27 protein-coding genes and 1 pseudogene are annotated in these 24465 nt (G+C 62.3%); 17 read left to right on the top strand and 11 right to left on the bottom strand.

Going from position 1 to position 24465, the window contains the following annotated elements; translation table 11 throughout:
* Positions 1-42: 42 nt before the first annotated feature.
* Positions 43-1419, top strand: a complete 1377-nt coding sequence (locus E5221_RS20605; protein WP_247846356.1) for a cytosine permease — start codon at positions 43-45, stop codon at positions 1417-1419.
* Positions 1420-1730: 311 nt separating this feature from the next.
* Here the strand turns inward: E5221_RS20605 and E5221_RS20600 are convergent, their stop codons facing one another.
* A complete protein-coding gene (locus tag E5221_RS20600; RefSeq protein ID WP_061551288.1) occupies positions 1731-3032 on the bottom strand; it encodes a mechanosensitive ion channel family protein in 1302 nt (433 codons plus the stop codon).
* 104 nt (positions 3033-3136) lie between these two features.
* Between E5221_RS20600 and E5221_RS20595 the strand changes: the two genes are divergently transcribed.
* Positions 3137-4498, top strand: a complete 1362-nt coding sequence (locus E5221_RS20595; protein WP_039612590.1) for a DEAD/DEAH box helicase — start codon at positions 3137-3139, stop codon at positions 4496-4498.
* Between the two features lie 763 nt (positions 4499-5261).
* Here the strand turns inward: E5221_RS20595 and E5221_RS20590 are convergent.
* Entirely contained in the window at positions 5262-5825 is a 564-nt protein-coding gene (locus E5221_RS20590; RefSeq protein WP_247846355.1) for a recombinase family protein, read from the bottom strand.
* 725 nt (positions 5826-6550) lie between these two features.
* On the opposite strand from E5221_RS20590, the gene E5221_RS20585 reads away from it, so the two are divergent.
* The 10 genes from E5221_RS20585 (at position 6551) to E5221_RS20540 (ending at position 14506) form a co-directional block, all read left to right on the top strand.
* Positions 6551-6961: a hypothetical protein gene (locus E5221_RS20585; RefSeq protein ID WP_247846353.1), complete on the top strand. Its 411-nt coding sequence runs from the start codon at positions 6551-6553 to the stop codon at positions 6959-6961.
* A complete protein-coding gene (locus tag E5221_RS20580) occupies positions 6958-7152 on the top strand; it encodes a hypothetical protein (RefSeq protein ID WP_247846352.1) in 195 nt (64 codons plus the stop codon). Before E5221_RS20585 ends, E5221_RS20580 begins: the two co-directional genes overlap by 4 nt.
* A gap of 68 nt (positions 7153-7220) precedes the next feature.
* Complete coding sequence (locus E5221_RS20575) at positions 7221-8120, top strand: hypothetical protein (RefSeq protein ID WP_247846350.1); 900 nt, start codon at positions 7221-7223, stop codon at positions 8118-8120.
* Positions 8121-8126: 6 nt separating this feature from the next.
* Positions 8127-11645: a hypothetical protein gene (locus E5221_RS20570; RefSeq protein WP_247846348.1), complete on the top strand. Its 3519-nt coding sequence runs from the start codon at positions 8127-8129 to the stop codon at positions 11643-11645.
* Positions 11642-11893, top strand: a complete 252-nt coding sequence (locus tag E5221_RS20565; protein WP_247846346.1) for a hypothetical protein — start codon at positions 11642-11644, stop codon at positions 11891-11893. The genes E5221_RS20570 and E5221_RS20565 overlap by 4 nt, the downstream gene beginning before the upstream one ends.
* Positions 11886-12455, top strand: coding sequence for a hypothetical protein (locus tag E5221_RS20560; RefSeq protein ID WP_061552557.1), 570 nt, complete (start codon positions 11886-11888; stop codon positions 12453-12455). The genes E5221_RS20565 and E5221_RS20560 overlap by 8 nt, the downstream gene beginning before the upstream one ends.
* Entirely contained in the window at positions 12442-13443 is a 1002-nt protein-coding gene (locus E5221_RS20555; RefSeq protein ID WP_247846345.1) for a hypothetical protein, read from the top strand. The genes E5221_RS20560 and E5221_RS20555 overlap by 14 nt, the downstream gene beginning before the upstream one ends.
* Before the next feature lie 11 nt (positions 13444-13454).
* A complete protein-coding gene (locus E5221_RS20550; RefSeq protein WP_247846344.1) occupies positions 13455-13739 on the top strand; it encodes a hypothetical protein in 285 nt (94 codons plus the stop codon).
* Between the two features lie 137 nt (positions 13740-13876).
* The gene (locus E5221_RS20545; protein ID WP_247846342.1) at positions 13877-14062 is read left to right on the top strand and encodes a hypothetical protein; all 186 of its coding nucleotides are present in this window, start codon (positions 13877-13879) and stop codon (positions 14060-14062) included.
* A 12-nt stretch (positions 14063-14074) separates the two neighbouring features.
* The gene (locus E5221_RS20540; protein WP_247846341.1) at positions 14075-14506 is read left to right on the top strand and encodes a type II toxin-antitoxin system YafO family toxin; all 432 of its coding nucleotides are present in this window, start codon (positions 14075-14077) and stop codon (positions 14504-14506) included.
* Between the two features lie 19 nt (positions 14507-14525).
* Here E5221_RS20540 and E5221_RS20535 read toward each other — a convergent pair whose 3' ends face one another.
* The 8 genes from E5221_RS20535 to E5221_RS20500 all read right to left on the bottom strand — a co-directional run bounded on the left by E5221_RS20535 (position 14526) and on the right by E5221_RS20500 (position 20057).
* Positions 14526-14849, bottom strand: coding sequence for a hypothetical protein (locus E5221_RS20535; protein WP_247846340.1), 324 nt, complete (start codon positions 14847-14849; stop codon positions 14526-14528).
* Positions 14846-15094 carry a hypothetical protein gene (locus E5221_RS20530; RefSeq protein ID WP_247846338.1) on the bottom strand — a complete coding sequence of 83 codons (249 nt, stop codon included), beginning with the start codon at positions 15092-15094 and terminating at the stop codon, positions 14846-14848. The genes E5221_RS20535 and E5221_RS20530 overlap by 4 nt, the downstream gene beginning before the upstream one ends.
* The gene (locus E5221_RS20525) at positions 15091-15489 is read right to left on the bottom strand and encodes a hypothetical protein (RefSeq protein ID WP_247846336.1); all 399 of its coding nucleotides are present in this window, start codon (positions 15487-15489) and stop codon (positions 15091-15093) included. The genes E5221_RS20530 and E5221_RS20525 overlap by 4 nt, the downstream gene beginning before the upstream one ends.
* Entirely contained in the window at positions 15482-15967 is a 486-nt protein-coding gene (locus E5221_RS20520; protein WP_247846334.1) for a hypothetical protein, read from the bottom strand. Before E5221_RS20520 ends, E5221_RS20525 begins: the two co-directional genes overlap by 8 nt.
* Positions 15960-17792, bottom strand: a complete 1833-nt coding sequence (locus E5221_RS20515) for a primase-helicase family protein (protein ID WP_247846332.1) — start codon at positions 17790-17792, stop codon at positions 15960-15962. The genes E5221_RS20520 and E5221_RS20515 overlap by 8 nt, the downstream gene beginning before the upstream one ends.
* A gap of 52 nt (positions 17793-17844) precedes the next feature.
* Complete coding sequence (locus E5221_RS20510) at positions 17845-18138, bottom strand: AlpA family phage regulatory protein (protein WP_247846330.1); 294 nt, start codon at positions 18136-18138, stop codon at positions 17845-17847.
* Between the two features lie 255 nt (positions 18139-18393).
* Positions 18394-19665 (bottom strand): site-specific integrase, encoded by a 1272-nt coding sequence (locus E5221_RS20505; RefSeq protein WP_247846328.1) that lies wholly within the window; start codon positions 19663-19665, stop codon positions 18394-18396.
* 119 nt (positions 19666-19784) lie between these two features.
* Positions 19785-20057: a hypothetical protein gene (locus E5221_RS20500; RefSeq protein WP_247846327.1), complete on the bottom strand. Its 273-nt coding sequence runs from the start codon at positions 20055-20057 to the stop codon at positions 19785-19787.
* Positions 20058-20175: 118 nt separating this feature from the next.
* Between E5221_RS20500 and E5221_RS20495 the strand changes: the two are divergent.
* From E5221_RS20495 to E5221_RS20485, 3 genes and pseudogenes are all read left to right on the top strand, one after another.
* A pseudogene (locus tag E5221_RS20495) lies at positions 20176-20283 on the top strand (BrnA antitoxin family protein); the annotation flags it as partial.
* A 77-nt stretch (positions 20284-20360) separates the two neighbouring features.
* Positions 20361-20756 (top strand): hypothetical protein, encoded by a 396-nt coding sequence (locus E5221_RS20490; RefSeq protein ID WP_013973698.1) that lies wholly within the window; start codon positions 20361-20363, stop codon positions 20754-20756.
* A gap of 107 nt (positions 20757-20863) precedes the next feature.
* Complete coding sequence (locus tag E5221_RS20485; protein WP_013973697.1) at positions 20864-21790, top strand: DMT family transporter; 927 nt, start codon at positions 20864-20866, stop codon at positions 21788-21790.
* 127 nt (positions 21791-21917) lie between these two features.
* On the opposite strand, the gene E5221_RS20480 is transcribed toward E5221_RS20485, so the two are convergent.
* Entirely contained in the window at positions 21918-23090 is a 1173-nt protein-coding gene (locus E5221_RS20480) for an MFS transporter (RefSeq protein WP_247846326.1), read from the bottom strand.
* A gap of 106 nt (positions 23091-23196) precedes the next feature.
* Between E5221_RS20480 and E5221_RS20475 the strand changes: the two genes are divergently transcribed.
* Together E5221_RS20475 and E5221_RS28835 are read left to right on the top strand one after the other, a co-directional pair.
* Positions 23197-24090, top strand: a complete 894-nt coding sequence (locus E5221_RS20475) for a LysR family transcriptional regulator (RefSeq protein ID WP_015271294.1) — start codon at positions 23197-23199, stop codon at positions 24088-24090.
* Between the two features lie 124 nt (positions 24091-24214).
* The gene (locus E5221_RS28835) at positions 24215-24343 is read left to right on the top strand and encodes a PA1414 family protein (RefSeq protein WP_009683677.1); all 129 of its coding nucleotides are present in this window, start codon (positions 24215-24217) and stop codon (positions 24341-24343) included.
* Positions 24344-24465 lie beyond the last annotated feature (122 nt).

The following is a 24465-nucleotide window of genomic DNA, read 5'->3' as shown; positions in this document are numbered from 1 at the left end:
GTCCCTACCCGATAATCCGGAAAACCAAATCGGGAGACCGGCGTGAAGCTAGAAACGCGAAGTATCGAATTTGTCCCACACGCCGAGCGTTATGGCACGCCTAAACGATTGTTCACCATCTGGTTCAGCTCCAATTTCCAGATAACCGCCCTGATGGTCGGCACCCTGGGCGCTGCGTCGGGGCTAAGTCTAAGTTGGACCTTGCTGGGCCTGTTGGTCGGCAACCTGATCGGCACCGTGTTCATGGCCGCGCATTCTGCCCAGGGGCCTCACCTGGGCGTGCCACAGATGATCCAGAGCCGGGCCCAGTTCGGTGTCCATGGTGCCGCGCTCCCTCTGCTGGTGATGGTCACGGCCGCAGTCCTGTTCCTCGCCGCCAGCGGCGTGCTGATGCGCAATGCCCTGCAGGCGCTGGTGCCCATGAGCGATGACCAGGCGATCGTGGTGGTCGGCTTGCTGACTTTTGTCATCGGCTTTGTCGGCTACGAGCTGATCCACCGCCTGGGCGCGTGGATGAGCCTGTTGTCCACGCTGGTATTTGCCGGCGCCCTGGTGCTGATCCTGCTGCACCCCGGCGACATGGCAACCACGACGGCAGTGAGTACCGGCTTCTCGTTCACCGCCTTCAACCTGATCGTGGCCCAGTCGGCCTCCTGGACGCTGGGGTATGGCCCCTATGTAGCCGATTACTCGCGCTACCTCCCAGCCAACGTCAACCCACGCGCCACGTTCTGGGCCACCTATTGCGGTTGTGCGCTGGGCTCCTTCGCCATGATGGCTCTGGGCGCGCTGGTGGCGGTGGAATTGCCCTCGGCACTGGGGCATGACCCGGCCACAGCCATTGCCGCGTTGTTCGGCCCGTGGGCGCCGTTGGCGCTGGCAGTGATAGCGCTGGGGGTGATCCAGTACAACGTGCTGTGCCTGTACAGCGCCTACATGTCGTCGGTCACGATTTTTGGCGCCTTCAAGACCATCCGGCGCGTGACCGCGACGGCCAAAGCCTTGGTAATGGCTGGGCTGACCGCAGCGGCAACGATGATCGCCATCGCCACCCAGTACAATTTCGATACGTTCTTTGCCGACATCCTGATCGGCCAGCTGTACCTGTTGATCCCATGGAGCGCCATCAACCTGGTGGATTACTACTGGGTATGCCGAGGCCACTATGATGTGGGGGCGCTGTATGACGCCAAGGGGCGTTATGGCTGCTTCAATCGTCGAAGCCTGGCGGTGTACGCCGTGTCGATCATCGGTACCATCCCGTTCATGAAACTGTCGTTCTACACGGGCTTCGTGGCCGAGTGGCTGGGGGCGGATATCAGTTGGGCGATGGGGTTGATCCTGGCCGGTGCGCTGTATTGCATGGTCCATGGGCGCGGGAGCAACCGGCTTTCGACAACCATGAATGCGCACCCCTGACTCGGCCCTGACACGAAAAGGGCTGCTTAAACACCACCCTCGTAATGCCTGTCAGTCAAACAATTTTGGGCCGCTTTGCGGCCCATCGCCGGCAAGCCAGCTCTCATCGAACTGCACATAACTCATTGAATTAGCAGGGGCCCTGTGGGAGCGGCTTTAGCCGCGAACACCGGCGCAGCCGGTGCCATGCACCGCGTTGGATTCTTCGCGGCTAAAGCCGCTCCCACAGGTACAACGAAGATCTCACGATCTGCGTGACCTCTGTGGGAGCTGGCTTGCAGGCGATGGGCTGCGAAGCAGCCCCGGCAATATCAAGCCTCGCTCATGTCTTCCAGCCGACGCGGCACAGGCTCTTGCGATACACGCCCACTCAACCCCACCCGCATGTCGTTGCCACTCGGCTGCTGATACAGGCTCAAGCCGAACTCCGGCAACACCGCCAGCAGATAATCGAAGATATCCCCCTGAATCCGCTCGTAATCCGCCCACACCGTGGTGGTGGTAAAGCAGTAGATCTCCAGCGGCACGCCCTCGGCGGTGGTCTGCATCTGCCGCACCATGCAGGTCATGTTCGGGTGCACGTTGGGATGATTCTTCAGATAGGCCAGGGCAAACGCCCGGAAGGTGCCGATGTTGGTGAGCTTGCGGCGATTGGCCGACAGCTCGGCCACCGGCCCCATGGCCTCGTTCCAGCGCTGCAGCTCCTGGCGCTTGCCGGCCAGGTAGTCGGCCAGCAAGTGCACCTGGCTCAGCCGCTGTTCTTCCTCGCGAGTCAGGAACCGCACGCCGGCTGCATCGATGAACAGGCTGCGCTTGATGCGTCGGCCACCGGACTGCTGCATGCCGCGGTAGTTGCGGAACGACTCGCTCATCAGGCGCCAGGTGGGGATGGAGACGATGGTCTTGTCGAAATTCTGCACCTTCACCGTGTGCAGGGTGATGTCCACCACATCGCCATCGGCGCCCACCTGGGGCATTTCGATCCAGTCGCCCACGTGCAGCATGTCGTTGCTGGTCAGCTGCACACTGGCGACGAACGACAGCAGGGTGTCCTTGTACACCAACAGCAGCACCGCCGACATGGCACCCAGACCCGACAGCAGCAACAGTGGCGAGCGGTCAATCAGGGTGGCGACGATGACGATGGAGGCGAAGATCCACAGCATCATCTTGGCCAGTTGCACGTAACCCTTGATCGAGCGGGTGCGGGCGTGTTCGGTGCGGGCGTAGATGTCTAGCAGGGCATCCAGCAGGCACGACAGCGCCATGGTCATGAACAGCAGGGTAAAGGCCAGGGCGACATTGCCGAGGAAGTGCTGGGCGGTGTCGGACAGCTCGGGCACCAGTTTCAGGCCGAACTGCAGCACCAGTGACGGCGTGGTCTGTGCCAGGCGGTGGAACACCTTGTTGTTGCGCAGGTCGTCCAGCCACTTCAGCGCTGGCTGGCGGGCCAGCAGGCGGGCGCCGTGCAGCACCAGGAAGCGTGCCAGGCGGCCGATGACCAGGGAAATGAGCAGCAGCACCGCCAGGCCGATGGCCGCGTGCAGCATCGGATGTTGGTCAAGGGTGCCCCACAGGTCTAGTGAGTCGCGCCAGATTCGTTGGATATCCATGGGCTTGCGTACAGTCTTTGTTGCCAAACGAAGCGCCATTAGAGCGCGGATGGCGACAAAGTTGCCAAAAGAAATTCGGCTAAGGCGGCAGAAAACGTTACCCTATGCAACTGAATTTTCCGCACTTGCCTGAGGTTACCTCCGTGTTCTCCCAATTCGCCCTGCACGAACGCCTGCTTAAAGCCGTGGCCGAGCTTAACTTTGTCGAGCCAACCCCGGTGCAGGCCGCGGCCATCCCCCTGGCCCTGCAAGGGCGTGACCTGCGCGTGACCGCGCAGACCGGCAGCGGCAAGACCGCGGCCTTCGTGCTGCCGCTGCTCAACCGCCTGGTCGACCTGCGCGAACGCCGCGTCGAGATCCGCGCGCTGATCCTGCTGCCGACCCGTGAACTGGCCCAGCAGACCCTCAAGCAGGTACAGCTGTTCTCGCAGTTCACCTACATCAAGTCGGGCCTGGTGACCGGCGGTGAAGACTTCAAGGAACAGGCCGCCATGCTGCGCAAGGTGCCGGATGTGCTGATCGGCACCCCGGGCCGCCTGCTCGAGCAGCTCAATGCCGGCAACCTCGACCTGTCTCACGTACAGGTGCTGATCCTCGACGAAGCCGACCGCATGCTCGACATGGGCTTTGCCGAAGACATGGAGCGCCTGTGCAAGGAGTGCGAGAACCGCCAGCAGACCCTGCTGTTCTCCGCCACCACCGGTGGTGCGGCCCTGCGCGACATCATCGGCAAGGTGCTGAAAGACCCAGAGCACCTGATGCTCAACAGCGTCTCGCAGCTGGCCGAAGGCACCCGCCAGCAGATCATCACCGCTGACCACGACCAGCACAAAGAGCAGATCGTGCAGTGGCTGCTGGCCAACGAAACCTTCGACAAGGCGATCATCTTCACCAACACCCGCGCCCTGGCCGACCGCATCTACGGCCACCTGGTGGCCAAGGACGTGAAGGCCTTCGTGCTGCACGGCGAGAAGGACCAGAAGGACCGCAAGCTGGCCCTGGACCGCTTCAAGCAGGGCAGCTCCAAGGTACTGGTGGCTACCGACGTTGCGGCCCGTGGCCTGGACATCGACGGCCTGGACCTGGTGATCAACTTCGACATGCCGCGCAGCGGTGACGAGTACGTGCACCGCGTGGGCCGTACCGGCCGTGCCGGTGGCGAAGGCCTGGCGATCTCGCTGATCACCCACAACGACTGGAACCTGATGTCGAGCATCGAGCGCTACCTCAAGCAGCAGTTCGAGCGCCGGGTGATCAAGGAAGTGAAGGGCACCTACAACGGGCCTAAGAAGGTCAAGGCCTCGGGCAAGGCGGCTGGCAGCAAGAAGAAAAAGGTCGAGAAGAAGACCGGTGACAAGAAGGCGGCCGCCAAGCGCAAGCCAACCGCCAAGCCGAAGGCCAATGCACCGCTGGCCAGCGCTGACGGCCTGGCGCCGCTGAAGAAGCGCAAGCCTGCGGCTGAGTAACGCTCGGTAACGGTGTTAGCTTCTTCGCGGGTGAACCCGCTCCCACAGCGACCCCACAGGCTTCCAGGCCTGTGCGATCCCTGTGGGAGCGGGTTTACCCGCGAAGAGGCCAGCACAGGCGACAACTATTCAGCCTTTTTCTCCGCCTCTTTCAACTCCTTGATCCGCTTGTCGATCAGCTGACACTTGTCGGGCAAGTGCTTGGTGGCTCGACTCATGGAGGATCGAGAGGCTCTGGTCCGGGGTCTTGGTGCTTCGGTGCAGCGGGGGAGGGGATGCCCGTTATACGGTTTTATCTACGGTCTTGGCGCTGTGGCTGGTGGGGCGCCGGGCGGGAGGTCTTTCTACGGTAGCCGACTTTCCGGGGGCTGGGAACGAAGTTTTCAGGGCTTCGGCATGATGGCACAGCGTGTAGCGATGTAGCAGGGTCTGTAGCGAGGTTCGGAATAACATAGCGACAGGCTCGGGAACGTCTAGCACAGTGCTTTGGCTTATTTTGTAGCTATGTAGCTATGTTTTTATTGAATTGATGGAAAAGGGATAACGGGTAAAAAGCCTATAGCTACTATAGGGTTATATAGGCTAACTGTGCCATACGTAGCCAAAATAGGAAAAACATAGCGACATCGCTACAAGGATCGCTGAAACACCTGTGCTAGAGCCTCTGCGCTCATGTAGCAGAGTTTGCTACAACTGCGCTACAACTGCGCTACACGTGCCATCATGGCCATCATTGTGCCATCCATGGTCCCGAGAACCACGATCAAACGTTCCAGTATCGCTTCACCGTCGTCAGGCTCAGCCCCGACAACTGTGCCACCTCGCTCTGTGACCGACCCGGTTTGAGTTCCTGAACCTTCTTCACTGTGCCAACAGCTACCGGCCGCCCCAGCTTCTTCCCTTCGTCCCTGACCCGCTGCAGCCCTGCTTGGGTGCGCTCGACGATCAGGTCACGCTCGAATTCGGCTACCGCAGTCAGGACGCCCATGGTCATCTTGCCGGCTGGGCTGTTCAGGTCCATCCCGCCGAGGGCCAGGCACACGACCTTCACCCCGCGCTCGGCCAGCACCCTGACTGTGAACTGTACGTCGATGGCGTTACGCCCCAGGCGGTCCAGCTTGGTTACAGCCAAGATGTCGCCTTCCTCCATGCGTTCCAGCAGCTTGGCGAACTGAGGTCGCTGGGCGGCCACTGTGCTACCTGAAATCGTCTCAGTGACCACGCGCTTGGGCTCCACAGTGAAGCCAGCGGCCTTGAGTTCCTGGACCTGGTTCTCGGCGGTCTGGTCGCTGGTGGATACGCGGCAGTAAGCAAACGTCCGTGACATGGCGATCACCTCTCTAATGGTGCCAACAAACGTAGTACCAACCTAGACCAGTGCCAACAAACGGTCAATGCCTATTTGTTGGCACCGATAATCGGGGCGATCAGCGGTAGCACTTAGGGAACGATTGTTGGACCCAGCCCTTCGGCACCATGCCCACCAAAAACAGGGGGTGGCTCTGACTCTGTGGGTGTGTGCATCACCAAAGAATGATCGTTGAAACTGAATCGATTCAGCGGAGGCGAGACGGCCACTCGCAACGAGCATCGCCGCCAGGAAGCGGACGGCGGCAGGCTGGCGGGGTGGCTGCAGAAAACTGGCCGAGTGGTCAGAAATCGGACCCGCCCCCACCGCCATGCGTCCTTTGCGCGCCGCGCTGTACGTATATCTAGGGGTGAGTCCCCACAAAAATTTTCCAAAAATTCGGCCAAAAATCCAAGCCCTGACCAGTTAAACCTGCGTCCCGGCCACATAAAACTGTGCAACTCGCAAACGGTAACTAACGAACGCAACTTAAAATTCCGCCACCCAATCAATAACTTGTGCCAACCCTTAATTTAAATTAATCGCAAAGTTAAAACGGTAACTCCAACCCTTTGTTAACATGCAACTTTTTACGCCGCAAGGACTACATGCAAAAATCATACCGCTCGTCGGAAAGTTATTGTGTGAGCAACTATTCAATATTAACGTAAATGCACTCAGCGAAACATCCGGGGGATGCGCCGATGAACTTACAGCCAACTATCAGCGCAACAGCCGCAGTCACCAGCCAGCAACTGGCTGATCTTCTGGCTATTACCCCTAGCGCCCTTTGCCACCACCCCGAGCTGCCACAGGCCACCCCTGTGCATACCGGCCGCCCCGGCAAACCGCAGCATGCTTTCACCCTGGAAGACCTGGCCGCGTTCGCCTTCGACCAGACCGCGCACCTCAGCGAGTGTGAGGTTCGCTTGAGGCTCGCTCTTGCAGGCCGCACCGCCCCGCCCCGCACCCGCCACGCCACGAAGCGCCCGCACCGTCTGGTGCCGAACGACCAAGGCGGTTTCAACGTTGTGCCGCAGCGGGTACCAGACGATTACAGCCTTGAAGACCAAGCCGCCCTGCGCGGCCTCGTCCATGGAGAACAACGACCATGAGCTTCGCCGAAGCCTTCGCCACGCCGCCCGCGCCCACTGTCGGCGGCCTGCCGCTCGAAACCTTCACGGGACTCATAGAGCTGTATGAGGAAAGCTGCGCCAAGATTCTGCGCGGCCTGGAACGTGAACTTGTGCTGATGCAGCTCATTGCCCTGGAAGAACGCGACCAGGGCGGATTCACCATTCATTGATTCCTGACCATGCGTCAGGGGAGCGAAAGGAGATGGCCGGTTTCAGCGATTTATTCACCCCGGAGGGAATGAACTCCCTCGCCAGTAACCCGATGCTGAACATCGGCCTGGCTTTGATGGCGCAAGGGCGTCAAGGCAGTGCCGCCCAGGCGCTTGGACGCGGCGGCATGGTAGGCCTTCAAGCTGTGCAACAGGCCCAACACCAGCAAGCCCTGCAGCAGTACCGCGACCAGATGATGCAGGTACAACAGCAACAGATGCAGATGCGGCAGCAGGCGGCCCAGGCCGAGACTGAACGGCAACGGCAGTACCAGCAGCGCTTGCAAGACCCGAACTTCCTCAACAGCTTGTCTCCGATGGCACGCCAGATGGCCCAGCTGGGCGTCGACCCGGCCGACCTGATCCGCGCCACCAACGCCGACAACCTGGCCCAGCATCGCCAGGCCACGCTGCAGCAGGATCAGGCACAGTTCGCCCAGCGCCACGCCGGTGCCGGTGGCGGCTCGTCTGGTCCAAGAACCCCAGCACCGCGCCCCTACATCGACCAGCCTGTCGGCAACGGCATGATGCAGCGCCACAAGTACGACGCGCAGACCGGGGACTATGCCCCTTGGGGCGAGCCATTCCCGCAATACAGCCCTGGCCGTAAAGCTGCAACCGGTGCTGACGCTGCCACTGAGGCGATCATGGGCGCCGAGGCCGAACCGGTGCCGGATACGTCCGCGCTGCCAGGTACCGGCAACCTCCAGTCGTATGCACCAGGACAACAGCAGGCGCCGATTGGAGTCATGCCGATGGCCGCACAAGGCGGTGGCGCTGCAGTGAAGCCAGCCCCCAAAGCTGGTATGCGCGTACCCGGCCAGGCGCAGATCGCCCGTCCGCTCACCAAAGCGGATTACGACGCCCTGCCGGCCGGCGCCCAGTACATCGACCCAGTAAGTGGCAAGACCGCCACTAAGCGAGGTTAACGTGCAATGGCCACCAGTGCTTTCGGTGACGAAATTCCCGACGACCCAGTGGCGCCTGGCCCTGCTGCGCGCCAACCGCAACCGGCGCCAGCGCAGCCACAGGTAAGCGCATTCGGCGACCCCATCAGCGCGTTCGGTGACGCCCTCGATGACGAGCCGACCCAACCTGTGCCACCTGCAGCAGCCCAGCCCTGGAACGCCAACGACTTGTTGCCGGAAAGCCTTCGCCCCATCGGCCAGGCAATCGACGACTACGGCCTGAGCCTGAGCAAGGGTTTTGTCGGCGCTGCCGAAGCCGCCACCGGCCTGGGCGACATCGTGTCAGGTGGTCGGGTATCGCCGGCCATGAAATCCGGCCTGGGCTATGACCCAGCTGGCCGTCGCGCAGAACTGGACCGCATGGCAACGCCCGAACACCAGCAGGCCATGCAACAGCTCGACCGCGCCCAGGGCTTCGCCGGTACGCTGCAGGCGCTGCGCGACAATCCATCCCTGATCCCGCATGCCATTGCCGAATCCCTGCCGAGCATGGCGCTGGGCGGCGTCGCTGGCCGTGGTATCGCACTCGGTGCGAAAGCCCTTGGTGCTGCTCCAGGCCTGGCTGGCATGGTCGGCGCCGGGGCCGGTGAAGGGCTGGTGGCATCCGGGCAGAACGCATCCCGTACTGTGCAAGAGACTGGTGGCCTGACCCTCGGTCAGACTGGTGCAGCCGTCGCATCTGGCGCTGCCACTGGCCTGCTCGGCGCTGCTGGCGCCAAGATCGGCAAGGCCCTCGGCATCGGTGATGTGGACGCAATGTTGGCCGGCCAGAACGGCGCCGACTTCGCCCGCAGTCTGGTATCCCGAGTGCTCGGCGGTACCACGCTAGAGGCACTGGAAGAGGCTGGGCAAGGTACCTCCGACCAGGTGCTGGGGAACATCGCACTGGGCAAAGACCCACTCGCTGGCGTGTCCAAGGCTGCGACCTTGGGCGGTATCACTGGTGGCGTGATGGGCGGCGCTGCAAACCTGCTGACCCGACCGAACGTTGCCCAGGCCCAGCAGCCCGAAGTCCCGCAGGTTGATCCGCGTATCGAAGCTGCCCGCGCAGCTGTGCCGAACGCGATCAGGCAGTATCTAGGCACCGCCGAGCAGGCACCCCCTGCGCCGGCTACCCCGCCAACCCCGCCACGGCCAGCGCCCCAGCCAACCCCGCAACCCGTGCCATTCGCTGGTAGCCGGGACATCACACCGCTACTCGATAACCTGGGCGTGGAAGGCGAACAGCGCACCCGCTCGCTCGACCTGCTGCGCCCTGCAGAACAAGACATCGAGGCCCGCCGCCGTGGTGTCGTCACCATGGACGAGCAGCGCCGCCTGGCTAACCTGATCGGCCTCGACGGTGCCCAGGCGCAGGCATTCAGCCGCAGGATCGGCCAGGCCTGGAATGCAGAACAGATCATCGCCGGCACCGACCTTGTAAGCGACCGCCTGAAAACGGTCATGGAGCAGCAACAACGCATCGCTAGCGGCCAGGCAAGCGACATCGAGAAGGCCACCTTTGTGCAAGACCTGGGCGACCTGAAAACCGTATTCGGTGAACTCATGGGCGCACGCGCCGAGAGTGGCCGAGCACTGGCAGCACAGCGCCGGCAGGTGCAGAACATCAACGAAGCCGCCCGAATCCTTGAGGGTATCGGCGGCGTGCAAGGCGCTGACGACCTGGCCGCTGCCATCGGCAAGGCAGTCCAGGCCGGCGGCGTACAGAACCTGGCCAAGCTGGTCGGCCAGCCCGAGAGCAAGATGCAACGCCTGTTCGGGTATTACTTCCGGGCAGCCCTGCTCAGTGGCGTGCGCACCCATGCAGTGAACATCACCAGCAACACCGCCACCCTTGGCAATGAAGTTATCGAGCGCAGCATTGCTGCTGGCATCGGTGCGACCAAGCGCGCCTTGACCGGGGGCAAGTCCGGCCAGACCGTTTTCGCTGAACCCCTCGACCTGCTGATCGGCATGAGCCGGGGCATGGCGAAGGCCGGCACCGCAGCCGTCGATGCTTTCCGCACTGGCGAATCCGCTGTGCTGGGAGGCCAGGCTAAACAGGACAACAGCCAAGGCCTGAACAACGCCCCACGCCGCCCCGGCGTGCTGGGTGGTGCAGCCTTCACCGCTGACCGCCTTGCCAGCCTGCCATACCGTGCGCTTGGTGCGGAAGATGCCTTCTTCGCCACCCTCAACTACGAGGCCGAGTTGCGCACCTTGGCCCGCCGCGAAGCACTGGAGGAGAAACGCCAAGGCCGCCTGCCTGACGGTGTGAAGTTCAGCCAGCGTATCGAGCAGATCGCACAGAACCCCACACCCAAGATGATCGAAGCGGCAGGCAATCACGCCCGCACCAACACGTTCAACAGCAAGGCAGGCACCTTTGCCGCAGCGGTCATGGCGGCGAAGTCCAAGGCGCCCTGGCTGAACCTGATTGTGCCCTTCGTCCGCACCCCGGCCAACGTGGTCAAGTTCGGACTGCAGCGCACCCCGCTGGCGCCGTTCTTCAAGGAAGTGCGGGAAGACTTCGCCGCTGGTGGCGCACGGCAGGAACGCGCCGCCGCCCGAATCGTATGGGGCACTGGAGTGATGGTCATGGCCGGCATGGCGGCCCAGGCTGGGTACATCACCGGGGCCGGTCCCGACGACAAGAAGGAAAAGCAGGCCCTGCTCAACACCGGCTGGCGCCCGTACTCGGTGCGCGGGAGCGATGGCACCTACCACGAATACAACCGCCTTGACCCCTTTGCCCAGTGGCTCGGCCTTGCGAGCGACATGGCGACCATGGACTACCAGCACAAAGACGCGGCTGATGTTGCCGTTGCCGCGCTTGGGTCGCTGGTGAACAACACGGTAAACAAGACCTACATGCAGGGCCTGTCGAACTTCGTCGAGTTCATGCAAGACCCGAAGCGCAATGCCGAGTGGTACTCCCGGCAGATGGCCGGCACCGTCGCGCAGCCGCTTACCTTGCTGTCCAACATCGCCAGCGAGAACGACCCCTACGCCCGCGAAGGTAACTCTATCCTCGACGCCATCAAGTACAGGACTCCAGGCCTGCGCCAAGACCTGCCGACCACGCTCGATGGCTTTGGAGAACCGGTGCCGAACCGCACCTATCCAGGCGGCCCGTTCTCGATTGCCGCACCCATCGCTCAGTCGCAGGAAAGCAGCGACCCGGTGCGCCAGATGGCCGGCCGTATCGGCTGGGACCCCACCGAGTTCCAGAAGGTACTGACCCTCAATGGCCGCAAGATCGAGATTCCAGCAGACCAACACCATGAGCTGGCGCAGCTGACCGGCCGCCTGACCCACCGTGGCGCGCAACGCCTGATGCGCTCCCAGGGCTGGGCATCGCTGGATGACGACCAGAAGCGCGACCAGCTCGAAAAGATGGCAACCAAGGCCCGCGCCGCTGTGCGAATGGCCGCGATCCCTTATGTCACTTCGGGCAAGCGCGCCGCCCTCGACAAATTGCGCGACCAGATGGAGGCACAACGATGAACACCGAAATCGAACAGGCACAGGCAGCTGTGCAAGCCGCCCGCGCACAAGTGGTCGAGCTGGAAAGTGCTCGGCTCTACGTTAACGACGCACTGCCAAAGGCGCAGCAGGCCCTTGAAGCCGCTGTCGCGAAGCTGCGCCGACTGAACCTGCTGGACGGCGGCGCCGCCGCTGCCAATCAACAAGCTGAAATCGACCGACTCACCGCCGCCATCGCCGCCGTCAAAGAGGGCCGCCACCATGTATGACATCCAACACCTCGACCGCCTGCGCCAGGACTGCGAGTTCCACCAGGTCGACTACAGCCGCGCCAAGCTCATTGCCGACCCGGAAGGTGGTGGGTATCTGGTTACTCACGGCCAGCCTATCGTGCCGCTCGGGCAACTGGGCGAGAACGTACCGTCCGGCACTGTCGGATACCGTTCCGCCGAGAGCGCAGAAGCCGCGCTGCTCGATGGCCTGCTCAAGCTGATCGTGGCCGAACGTCGTCGTGTGCGATACGGCGCCGTGTGTGGCATGGGCGGCGACCAGATCGCCCGCACTCCACTGACCGAACAAGAAATCGCAGCCTTCAAGGCGCGCACCAACCCCAGCACCAAGATCGCCGCACTGCAGCGGGAGCTGGCCGAGGCCCTGGCCGAACAGGCTGCCCGCGAACGCAGCGCCAACGCCGCCGAACAGCTGGCCGCCAGGTACGGCCTCACTGCAGCAACTGTGCAAGCCGTTGAAACCCCAAGCGCCGCGATCAGTGGCCATCCAAGCAAAGCCAAGCGCGCTTCGCGCCAAGAGGTGAACCATGAGCAGCATTGAAGTCGAACCAATCGACGGCCCTGATGAACCCGTGCCGGTTGATGGCCTGGCTGCCGAATTGACCAATAGTGTCGGCGTGCCAAATGACGCCGGCCCTGATGACGCTGTGCCGAACGCCTTGGCAGACGAGGTGGAGGAATACTCCGCGCATGCAGAGCAGCGCGACAGCCACCTGGCCGAGCAGGAAGCGGATCAGGATGACGAACAGCCAGCCCAAAGCCACAAGCAACGTGTGCCGTTGGCTGCCATGCAGGAGGAACGCCGCGCCCGTCAGGCAGCACAGGAACAGGTCCGCCTGCTGCAGGAACAGCTGGCCGCACACCAGGCGCAGATGCAGCAGTTCCAGCAGTGGCAACAGCAGCTCGCCGCTCAGCAACAACAGGCCCAGCAACAGGCGGAAATCCCGGCGTTTATCGACGACCCGGAAGGCCATGTGAACGCCCTGAGAGCGCAATTTGAGCAGCGCCTGAACGACATGCAGGGGCAGCAGCAAGCCACTGTGCACCGTCAGCAGCTGGAACAGGCCGCCGTCCAGGTGCAGCATGAGCTGACGCAGCTAGCGCCACAGCTGGTCGCTGTGGAGAACGAATTCGCAGCGCGGCACAGCGACTACCACCAGGCATATGAACACCTTGACCGTCAGGTTGACGCCCGTATCGCCCAGCAGTACCCCGGCGCAAGCCCGGAGCAGCGCGCTTTCGCCAAGCAGATTGCATCGCTGGCCTTCCTCCGCGACTGTGCCGCCAAGGGGGAGAACCCAGCGGAACGGCTGTACAACAAGGCCGCCGAACTCGGCTACCAGACACAGCACCGCGCCCCGAGCATGAAGCGTGCACCGACCAGCCTTGGCGCGCTTCCAGGTGGCGGCCGGGCGCCTGACGAGCAAGGTCGGCTTTCTGCCTCCCAGGTGGCGTCGATGAGCAATGAGGACTTCGATCGGCTATTCGAGCAGATGCGGGCCAACGACGCCCCTCGGTTTGGGTTTTGAGGGGGTGAACCATGGATAGCCCAATTGTCATCACCACCCGGCGCGGGCGGGTTGATCGCATCCTGCAAGGCCTCTCGACCTTGCAGCATGATGTCGAGCTAGGCAAGAACGAGACCCTGAAACGTCAGCGCCGGGCCGTCCTGCGCGGTATGCGCGCCGGTCTATGGGCTGACGGCCAGGGGCTGACGATTGACGAGGTGCTGCAGGGGCTGAGGGCCGAGCTGTTCGGCTGGCCACTCAGGATGCTGCCGGTCCATGACGATGACGACGAACTGTGCCAGTCGGATGGGGAGTGAGGGGCACAGTGGGCAGGGATGCCACTATCGACCCCAATTCATCGATAGGTAAAATCAACTGCCTCGGTAGTGGTACTTGTTAGACTGGTATCAAGCGCCGGGACCTGCCGCCGCCCTAAAGCTATGTGGAGTATGTTGTGGACAAGACACTGCGTTTCGTGAAGAAGGAGGATACCGAGGAAAGCCTCGGGATCTTGCGTTCGCATTCGTCTAACGCCCAAAAAATTGCCGTTGTCATGAGCATCAGCGAGCAAAAATCTAAGGTGATAGCCAAGCGCGGGCGTGACGCTCTTGTTGCTGCACTAAAGGACGGCCGCCTCTAAGGATGTGAATCTTTGCTTGAGATTTCACCCTACTTCTATTCCTTTTTTGATCTGAACGATCCTCAAGAAAAGGACTTCTGCGATGGGTTGATAGCTCTGTTCTCAACCTATATCGAAAAACGGCAGCACACCCTCGCGGGAAAGGACGCGCCCTATCACCAGCCGCCCGGCACAGTTGTGACCGACGTAAATCTGCGGCATGTGCACCTCAAGCCGCTAAACCCATCCAAAGAAAGTCTGGAGAAATGGCAAAAGCGGCGGACATCGGACCGGTGCTTGGTCTATGCAAGGTCCTCGTGCCAGCGCTACCTTCTGATCGCTTACCTGCATGAAAACGCGCATGCACAGGCGTACGACTTCGATTACCTGAAAGCCTTGGCGAAGGTCGGGGAAAATTGGCTTTACGCGGAAAATATCTTCGCCGACCTCAACGGCCCGTTCTGAGGCCCTAGCGCATGCGCTGTCACGGCCCCTTTTTCGTGGTGCGGTCCCGCAGCCACAGGTCCAGTACCTCGGACGCAAAGGCTACCTTCCTCGATGCATCTACCAGTTTCTCTTTCGTAAGCTCGCCGACGTCCAGCGCGGCTACGGCTTCGCGTTGCTCGGCCATCACGATCCTGGCCATTTCCTCAGCATAGGGCGCCAACATTGCCCGAACGTCTACGCCGTACTTCTTCGCCAGCTCAACGAACTCTGCAAAGCAGTGTAGCTTGGTGTCCGGGTCGGTCTTCGGGTTGCGCCATACGTCCCTGAGCGCATCCATCCTTTGCTTGTCCAGGTCATTCACGATTCGCTTTCCTCGACAGGTCCAGAACATTCATCATCGTAGACCCTCTGCAGGCGCCTGTACTCGGTCCAGTCCTCGGCACCCTCCACCGCAACGGTGCTTTCCGCTGCCTCATACAGTACGCCGCAAACCGCCTCATGCTTCGCTGCGCTATCTTGCGCCCAGCCATACAGCCCGAAGACCACCAGGGCGGCGAGTCCGATTTTCAGCGCATTGGCGTACCAGTCCAGCCAGGCCCATTTCATACGTCACCCCTTGCCGGTGCACCGGCATTGTCGGATTGCCACACCTTCAGCAGGTCCAGGCGTTCAGCCTCCCGCAGCAGTACGTGCAGCGCCCGGATGAATGCCGCAGGAGTGGCACCACCAGGCACCCGTGCAGCCAGGTCGCTGGCGATGTCGCCCAGCGCGTCGGCCTTGTCCTCGGGCATGAGGCCTAGCTGTTCCTCGATCCAGTCGATGCTGATGACCACTTCACCGGGCTGTGCCTTGGCGTATGCCAACAGCGGGTTGCCCGGTAGCATGACCTCTGTTTTGCCGGCCGCCTGACGCCGCTTGTAGGCGGCCAGCGCCGCTGCATTGAAGTCGAGTACCTGGGCGGTAGGCCTGGCCATGGTGGCCGTTGCGGTCGCGCTATTCATGGTCATCACCTCCCGCATCGAACTCGCTCAGGTCAATCTCCAGATGACCGCCAGGCGTCACATCCTTTTCGAGTCGCGGCGCGGTCTTGCCTTCGGCCTCGATGGCCATGGCCTTCGTGGAGAACGACGCCAGCACATCCAGCAGATTCTGTGCAACGGCATCCCGCTGTTTCGGATCGTTGTCCGGCTCGGACTCTCGCACCTTGCCGATACCGCGTTCGATGATGTCCAGGCGTAGCTGACGCGCCAGCTTGGGATCGGTCTTCGGGTCTAGGGCGGCCTCGATGTGCTTCTGCTGCATGATGCGAGCGTACTCGATGGCCTGTAACTCCAGTTCGTGCTTGGCCTTGCGCACCGTGGCGCGGTGCTTGGCCAGTTCCTCATTGGGACCGGTCGGCTTGATCGGCTTGCCGAACCGGTCGAACAGCGCCACGGTAGGCAACGGCAGCGACGGGGTGGCGGAAAGGGTGTTAGTCATGGCTGGCCACCTCGGGCTGATTCTGGACTGGGAAAACGCGCACGCCATGGTCAATGTGAGCGCGGCGTTGCTCGGGTGTTGCGGTTCCTCTCCATTGCTTGGCATTGCGCAGCAGGTACACACGAACGTTTGGCGTAGAGCCGTCCTCACTCCGTCGAATCCGCAGTTGTTCCGGGTCGCCGCAGATGGCCTTGAGTACCTTGCCGAGGCTGGTCCTGTTCGCTGCCTTGCTCAGTGTCGGATACAGCTCATTCAGCTGGACCACCGCCGAATCAATGGCGATCAGGTCGCGGTCGAACGGTGGCCGGTAGTCCTCCACCAGCTCCTTGACCAGCTCATGGAGTCCACCCTGTGCAGCGTCCTGCAGCGTTCTGGTGGCGTCGGTTTGTGGCACAGGTGCATGCGGATTCCAGCCGACCGGGAATTGCCACTGTGCCAGCACACCGGCCACCAGCGACGGCCCAGGCCCGGCCATCCAGGCGTGCATCCTGACGTAATAGTCGGCTGGTTTCGGCTGGGCGTTGCACATGAACACGGCAATGCGGCGGTCCCCCTGCATCAGCGGCAGTGCGTCGAGATTGTTGGTCGTGACGATGAAGTGGGTGATGTTCACGATGTCCTTTGCGGCTCGACCCTTGCCCTCGAAGCTGGTCTGTTCCTCGGAAATCATGTTCTTGAAGTGCTCGTAGCCGTCCGCCTTCTCGGACTTCGCCACCTCGTTGATCATCAGCAAGCGCTTGTTTTCGGTCACATCGTCGAACGACTTCGTGAGCGCCCGGCCGCTGCAGTTGCCTACCATGGAGTGCCCGAACACGGCCGCCAGCAGCTTGAACAGCATGGACTTGCCCACGCCGCCGTATTTCGAGTACATCAGGATGGCACTAGGGATTTTGATTTCAGGCGTCTGGTACAGCTGTGCCAGCCAGCACAGGAAGTAGGTCACGACCACTTCGTCGCCATCGGCGATGTACATGAGGTGTTCCAGCAGCGGCGCGATGTCCTCATGCTTGGCGGTCATGTCGGGCGCGGCCATGGCCTGCTTGTGGATGTGCCACAGGTTGAGGATGTTGGGCCGTCGCTCGGCGTCCTCGCAGGCCGACAGGCTGACCGGCTCCATGACGATCTTGGTGATGATCCGCTTATGACTGAACTCGTTTTCCCACCAGGTTTTGCCGAGGGAAGCGGTCTGCTCTTTGCCTTCGGCATCCACCAGGGTGATGACGCCATAGCGGTTCCTCACTACCTGGGCGAACCCTTTGTCACCATGCTCGATCCCGGTTGCCCGCTCGTAGGCGTAGGCGGTCCGGCCCGCCGAGACGAACACGAAGTCACGCGACACATCCTCAAGCAGTGCCCAGGACTCAGGCGTAAACCCACCGGCCTTGGCGTGCGCTTCCCGCTGCTCGGGCGGCAGTGCCTTGAAGTCGTCCTGTGCCCGCGCCACAGACTCCAGGAATGCCCGCTCGCCAGGCGTCGATGGTCGGACAGCCCCCGGTGCCATGAGAATTCCACCAGGCGTTACCGGGGCCGGATGCACAGTTGCTTGCTGGGCGGCCTGCAGTTCGTCAGCGCGATCACCGAATGCGACAGCGGCGGGGAGGTCATACAGTGGCCTGTTAGAGGACGGCAGGTCGGGCAGCACGGCGCTGCTCGATTGGGTGGTCTTCACCGCGTTCGGCACGGAGGCAGCCCCGGTTTGGGCTGCGGCTTTCTTGGCGGCCTTGCGTTCGGCGGCAGCGGCTTCCTTGGCTTCGCTCTCGACCCTGCGCCGGTCGAGCATCGCCTTGATGGAGTCGGCTCCTTCTGGTACGTTGGTACTACTCATTTGAAACACCCCCTAGCCCTGGCCCCAAACGCCATGGGCTTTTTCTTTTGTGTCAGGCCGACTGAACCTGGCTTTTGCGGTCCAAGTGACGCGGCGCGGCGATGACATCGGCAATCCACTGCTCAACCTCGGCGCGCACCCAGGCGACCTTGCTTGCACGGCCATTGCTGCGGAGCGGGCCGAGCGCAACAGGGGCGGGAAACCCATTGGCGATCTGTGCATAGAGGGTTGGGCGATTCTTGTAGCCGGTCATGGCCAAGACTTCTTCGAACGACATGAAGGGACAAACCACAGCGCTCGATGGCGCAGTCTTGCTAGTTGCGGTTTGAGAGTTCTGTTTTGCCATGACCTTTACCTCTCGGACAGCAGTGGACGCTCAACAAACTTTTAAAAAGTTGTCGAATTTAAATGTCGGGACTTCCCCGGCGCCATTGACTACTATCCTAGTTGGTTATCCGGAATAGCCAATAGCTCCAAGTGACTTTCAGCATACTCCGAAATACAGCAGGTCAACGGCCAAGGGCGGAGAAGTTGCGAACGACCGTCCGTCAGATGTAGTTGCAGCCCTCAATGCACAAGGGCTGCAGTAAAAATGAAAAAGTTATTCGGCGGTGTCTCTGTTTCTCAAATCATCCAGCCAGTCGGCGTAGAGCTGCGCTGCTTCGACCCGCTCCGGCAGGAGGTCGTCGCGGTTGTAGGCCCGGCCTAGCGGGTCATCTGTCTCATGCCCCATGGCCAGCTCCAGCACATCGGGGTCGATCTTGAGGTACTTCTTGCCGCAGGTTCGCCAGGTTGCCCGGAAACCGTGGCAGGTCACTGTGCCAACGTCGTACTTCAATTGCTTGGTGAGTAACAGGCGCATGCTTTCGGGGTGCATCGGCTTGGCGGGGTCGAGGCGTGACGGCAACACATATTCAGCGTGGCCCATGCGCCGCTGCAGCAGCTCGCGCAATATGGCAATGGCTTGTCGGGGGAGGGGCACATGGTGCGGTTTGTCCACCTTGGGCATGACGTAGACCCACCAACCGGCGTCGAGGTCCAGGTCTTCCCAGCGCATCGCGGCCAGTTCGCCCGGCCGTACCGGCAGCATGGTCTGCAGTCGCATCCCGTACCAGCTCGGGCTGTGAAGCGGGTGTGCCTCCAGTTTGCACAGGAAGGCGCCCAGCTCGACGGGATCAAGGATCGCGGCATGGTTGCTCTGTGAACGCCGTTCGCCTTTCTTGCGCTTGGACAGGAAGCTTTCGCAGCCAACGGCCATGTTCTCGCTGACGTACTTCGAAGTCTTGGCGAAGGCCAGTACCCGCTTCACCACGCCGAAGGCAAAGCGCTCAGCTGTGGGGCGCTTATCGTCCTTCTGCTGGTAGGGCTTGAGGACGGCTTTGATATGGTCCGTGTCGAGATGCTTCACCGGCACATCACCGATGATTTCATTGATCGCAGCCAGCGCGTACCGGTGGCCCTTCTCGGTGCTGGGCGACCAGTCGTTCGCCGTCATGTTGTGCTCGACGAACTCAGCGGCCACCACACGGAAGGTCAGTTCCCGGTCTGCTTTTCGGGCGGCCTGCTGTGCCTTTTTCTGATCCTTCGGGTGGATACCCTGCCTGGCACCAGCCTTGGCTGCCTCCGCTGCAGCGCGGGCGTCTACCAGGCCCATATGATCCTGGGGCAATGGCACGCCAGCCTTGGCGACGTAGTAGCGGCCAAGGGTATGCACACGCTCTGTGCCGTCCACCCAATAACGCAGCCGCCAGGATTTGGTCCCGGTCGCGCTGACGATCAGGTACAGGCCGCGCACAGTGCCGTCCGGGTACGTGCCGGGGGTCTTCTTTTCTCGCACCGTCGCGTCGGTCAGCGGTTTCTTGGTCACGGTCATGGCTTCCTGTATACGGTTGTGCCTCAGTGGGTCACGGTAAATTATACAGTTGCGCACATGATTTCAGCGTTTTCCGACGAACATCGCTTTCCATCCAATTACAGCTGAAAGCAGCGTATTTACTCGGTTTTATCCTCGGCAGCCTTGAGTTCATTGATCCGCTTGTCGATCAATTGGCATTTGTCGGGCAAATCCTTGCTCGCCGTCCCCAGCTCCATTCCTTGAAGCTCGTCGTTGATCTCCTTGGCCTTCTGCGGGTTCTGCTCGGTCAACTGGGTGACCAACCCGGCCAGCTCTTCGCGTTTCTGCGTTGCTTCTTCCGGTGTGCAGGCCCAGGCGGGCAGGGCGCAGGACAGGGCAGTGGCACAGGCAATGGGCAGCAGCAGTTTCATCCTTCTACCTCCGGCGGTGGTGATGCCCGGTGGAGGCATGTGCCTGGCCGTTAGTTCAGCGCCTTCGACCGGTGGCACCTCATGGTCAGCCTGTCCCCAGCTGGGCATCTGACCTAGCCTCGATTCCGATGTCCTCGCCTGGTTCAAAGAGCAGGGTAGCGGCTACCAGACCCGGATCAACCAGTTGCTGCGCCAGTACATGCAAGCGCAAAAACGCCAGCGCTGAGATATTTCGGAACGCCGGGCAACCTCGGCAGGTCCCAACCTGTGTACCCCTTCCGTCCACAGCAGGAGCCCGTAGCCATGAGCATCGCCTACGACTGGGACCTGATCGAGCGTTTGCTGCACGAGGTGCAGAATGGCGCCGGTCACAGCTTCACGCCACGCCCCTATGCCGAGCAGCACGCTGCGGCACTGGCTGCCAAGGGGGAGCCGGTGGGCGACCTGGACCACCTGAAAACCCGTGCTTGCGAGTACGAGAGGCTGTTGTTCGAGCGTGGTTTCATCGAAACCCGACCCGAAGAAGATGGTGGTAATGGCGAGAATTTCGTGCTGACCGAACGAGGCTCGCGGTTGATGAGCCTGATCGACAGCAGCATCCCCGGCTTCGAGCACCCGCGGCAGGTGCTGGACGAGCAGGAGGATGCGCTGGATGAAACCACCTTCGAGCAGGTGTCGGCGAAGGCACAGATCGCCTGAGGTCGTTTTGAGGCTGGCAAGGGTGGCCATGGAAACCCGATAATCGGTAGTTCCTGAATAACTGCCGAGCCCTCGCCCATGCCAATGACCATCGCAGAGGCCCGCTCATGAGCGCGGCCCGCAAGAACCCTGACGCCTTTGCCTTCCAGGTGATGCTGGGGCTGTGCCTGATCTGGGGCTGCCAGCAGGTCCTGATCAAGACTGCTGCCATCGATATCGCGCCGGTGATGCAGGCGGCCCTGCGCAACGGCATCGCCGCCGTGCTGGTGGGCCTGATGCTGTGCTGGCGCGGGGGCTGGGAGCAGGTCGGCAGCACCTGGCGTGCCGGGGTGGTGGCGGGCGGATTGTTCGGCCTGGAGTTCCTGTTCATTGCCGAGGGGCTGAAGCTGACGTCGGCGGCGCACATGTCGGTGTTTCTCTATACAGCGCCGGTGTTTACCGCGTTGGGCCTGCATTTCAGGCTGCCCAGCGAACGCCTGCGGCTGCTGCAATGGCTTGGGATCCTGCTGGCGTTCGGCGGCATTGCCATGGCGTTTGCCGGCGGTATGTCGTTCGAGCACATGGATGGCCGCACTCTGCTGGGGGATGCCTTTGGCGTGATCGCCGGGCTGGCCTGGGGGGCGACTACGGTGGTGGTGCGCTGCTCGCGGCTGTCGGAAGCACCGGCGACCTTGACCCTGTTCTATCAGCTGGCGGTGGGCTTTGCCGGCTTGCTGCTGATTGCCTTGCTCAGCGGCCAGATCGGCGCGGTGACGCTGACGCCGCTGGCGATGGGCAGCGTGCTGTTCCAGGGGATTGTGGTGTCGTTCATCAGCTACCTGACCTGGTTCTGGTTGCTGCGCAAATACCTGGCGTCGAACCTGGCAGTGTTCTCGTTCATCACCCCGCTGTTCGGGGTGACCTTTGGCGTGTTGTTGCTGGATGAGCCGCTTAGCCTGAACTTTGTGGTTGGCGCGTTGATGGTGCTGCTGGGGGTGGTGCTGGTGAGTGCCGAGCCTTGGGTGAAGCAGCAGTTGCGTAAGTTTGTGGGGTGAGTTCTAGCCTGTTACGGCCTCTTCGCGGGTAAACCCGCTCCCACAGGGGCCGCACAATCTTCAAGGCCTGTGCAGTACCTGTGGGAGCGGGTTTACCCGCGAAGAGGCCGGCACAGGCAGCTACGATTCAGGATGCAGCCTTGGCCTGACAGGCGTTGGCCTGCTGTGCAGCGCTGCCAAACAGCACCAGCCCCCCAGCCACCACCAACCCACCCGCGGCCACCATCAGCGCCGGCTGCAGCCCGCCGCTGTAATGGCTGCTGACCGCTGCCAGCAGCGGCCCGCTCAACTGCCCCAGGGCAAAGCAGGCTGTCAGCAGCCCGGCATTGCGCTGCGTGGCATGCGGCGCCAGCTCCCGCGAACGTTGCATCACCAGTTGCATGCAGGCCAGGAACGGCCCGCCACACAGCACCACGCCCAACGCCAGCCCGACACCTCCGCCCATCAGGCAGGCCAGCACACCCAGCCCCTGCAGCCACAGGGTGGCGGTGAGCCAGGTCGCGGTTCGGCCGCCACGCCGCAGGCTCACGAGCAGAACCCCCAGCGCCGCCGCCAGGCCGAATGCCGGCCAGAACAGGTCTGCGAGCCACTGCCCGTGGAACTGCTGGTTGGCCATCTGCGACAGGAAGGTGGCCGGCAGGATGTAACCTACGCCATACAGCGCATATACCAGCCCCAGGCGACCGATGCCGACACTGCGGGTCGGGCCCAGGTGTGTAGCGGGCGATACCGGCGCGGCTTGCAGCGCCCTGGGCAGCCAAGGCCGCACCGCCAGCAGCATCACCAGCGCGGCCACGGCATAGATCAGCCACAGTGCTGCCGAGCCGAGCCCCCACAAATGCGCCACCAGCGCCAGCAAACCAGTCAGCGCAATGCCCAGGCCGGGCCCCGCGAACACCAGGGCACCCAGGCGCTGGCGGTTGTCGGCATTGGCCACCTGTTGGCTGAGGCTGGTGATCATCACCAGCACCCAGGCGCTGGCCACGCCGGTGCCGAAGCGCAGCAGCAGGTGGCTCCAGAACCCGTCTGCGGCCCATGAGGCCAGAGTCAGCAGTACGCACAGCCACAGCCCACCGTGCAGGCGCAGGCGCACCTGGCCCGGCGAGCGGGCGAACATGGCATCGACCGCGCCGATGAAGTAACCCAGGTAGTTGGCCGCGGCCACCAGCCCGGCGACCGTCAGGTCGAACTGGCCTTCGGCGATCAGTTGCGGCAGCTGCGGGGTCAGGGCGAAACGGCCGATGCCCATGGCCATCATCAGCGCCACGGCGCTGGCCAGCAGTTGAATGAGTGGCGACATGACAAGTCTCCTGCACGGATGTAAGCGATGGCGGGCAGGTTAGGACGGTTTCTTTTTCAATAAAATTGAATAATGATGATCAAGTTGTTCTGTTTTGGAGAATGCCGTGGAATTCAGCCAACTGCGTATCTTCCAGGCCGTGGCCGAGGAAGGTTCGGTCACCCGCGCCGCAGAGCGCCTGCATCGGGTGCCGTCGAACCTGTCGACGCGCTTGCGCCAGCTCGAAGAGCAACTGGGTGTCGAGCTGTTCCTGCGCGAGCGCCAGCGCCTGCAGCTGTCGCCCGCGGGCAAGGTGCTGCTGGATTACGCCAACCGCATGTCAGCCTTGCGCGACGAGGCGCTGGCCGCCGTGCGGGGCGGCCAACCGGCCGGGGACTTCGTGCTGGGGACCATGTACAGCACGGCGGCGACCCATTTGCCGGGGTTGCTGGCGCGTTATCACCAGGCCTACCCGGCGGTTAACTTGCAGGTGCGTGCGGCGCCCAGTGGCGAGTTGCTGGAAGGCCTGCTCAACCACACCTTGGACGCGGCCCTGGTGGACGGGCCACCGAGCCTGGCCGGGCTGGATGGCGTGCCGCTTTGCGATGAGCAGTTGGTGCTGATCACCAGCCCCGAGCACCCTGCGGTACACACTGCCAAGGATGTGGCCGGCAAGGCGGTGTTCACCTTCCGCCAGGGCTGCTCGTACCGCATGCGCCTGGAGGCCTGGTATGCCCATGCCCATACGCCCATGGGCAGGGTGATGGAGATCGAGTCGTACCAGAGCATGCTGGCCTGCGTGATCGCCGGCGCGGGTGTGGCGATGATGGCCAGGTCGATGCTCGACAGCCTGCCCGGGCGCGACCGGGTGCGGGTGCACCAGCTGCAGGCGCCGTTCGATCAGGCGGTCACCTGGTTGATGTGGCGCCAGGGCATGCGCGGGGCAAATTTGCAGGCCTGGATCGACCTGCAACAAAGCGAAACGATTAACCAGTCGTCGGAATGCGCCGTTACGGCTTGATCCGTATCAAAATGGCCCGTATCTGTAGCTTTAGAGGCATGCGTAATACAGGACATAGGGCTATGATCTGTATGAAACATCGCAGGATTGAATTGCCGTGAGGCTGACCCGTCAAGGGGGCATTATGAATAAACCACTGTCCAACTGGCTCCATGACCTGGCTGTCGCCTTGGGGCTGATTCCACCGCCCTTGCAGCCGGTACCGATCCCGACTGATGAAGAGCAGCGCAAACGCCAACCGCGTCGTCGCTGATACAGACAAAGGCCGCTGCACCTGGGTGGGTGCAGCGGCCTTTTTGTGTCTGCCAGTTGTGTGTTGCCTGTACCTGCCTCTTCGCGGGCTTGCCCGCTCCCACAGGTAACCCACAGCACTCG

The organism is Pseudomonas sp. A2 (assembly GCF_023100865.1).
Lineage (GTDB): Bacteria > Pseudomonadota > Gammaproteobacteria > Pseudomonadales > Pseudomonadaceae > Aquipseudomonas > Aquipseudomonas asiatica.
This window is presented reverse-complemented; position numbering and strand designations above follow the sequence as displayed.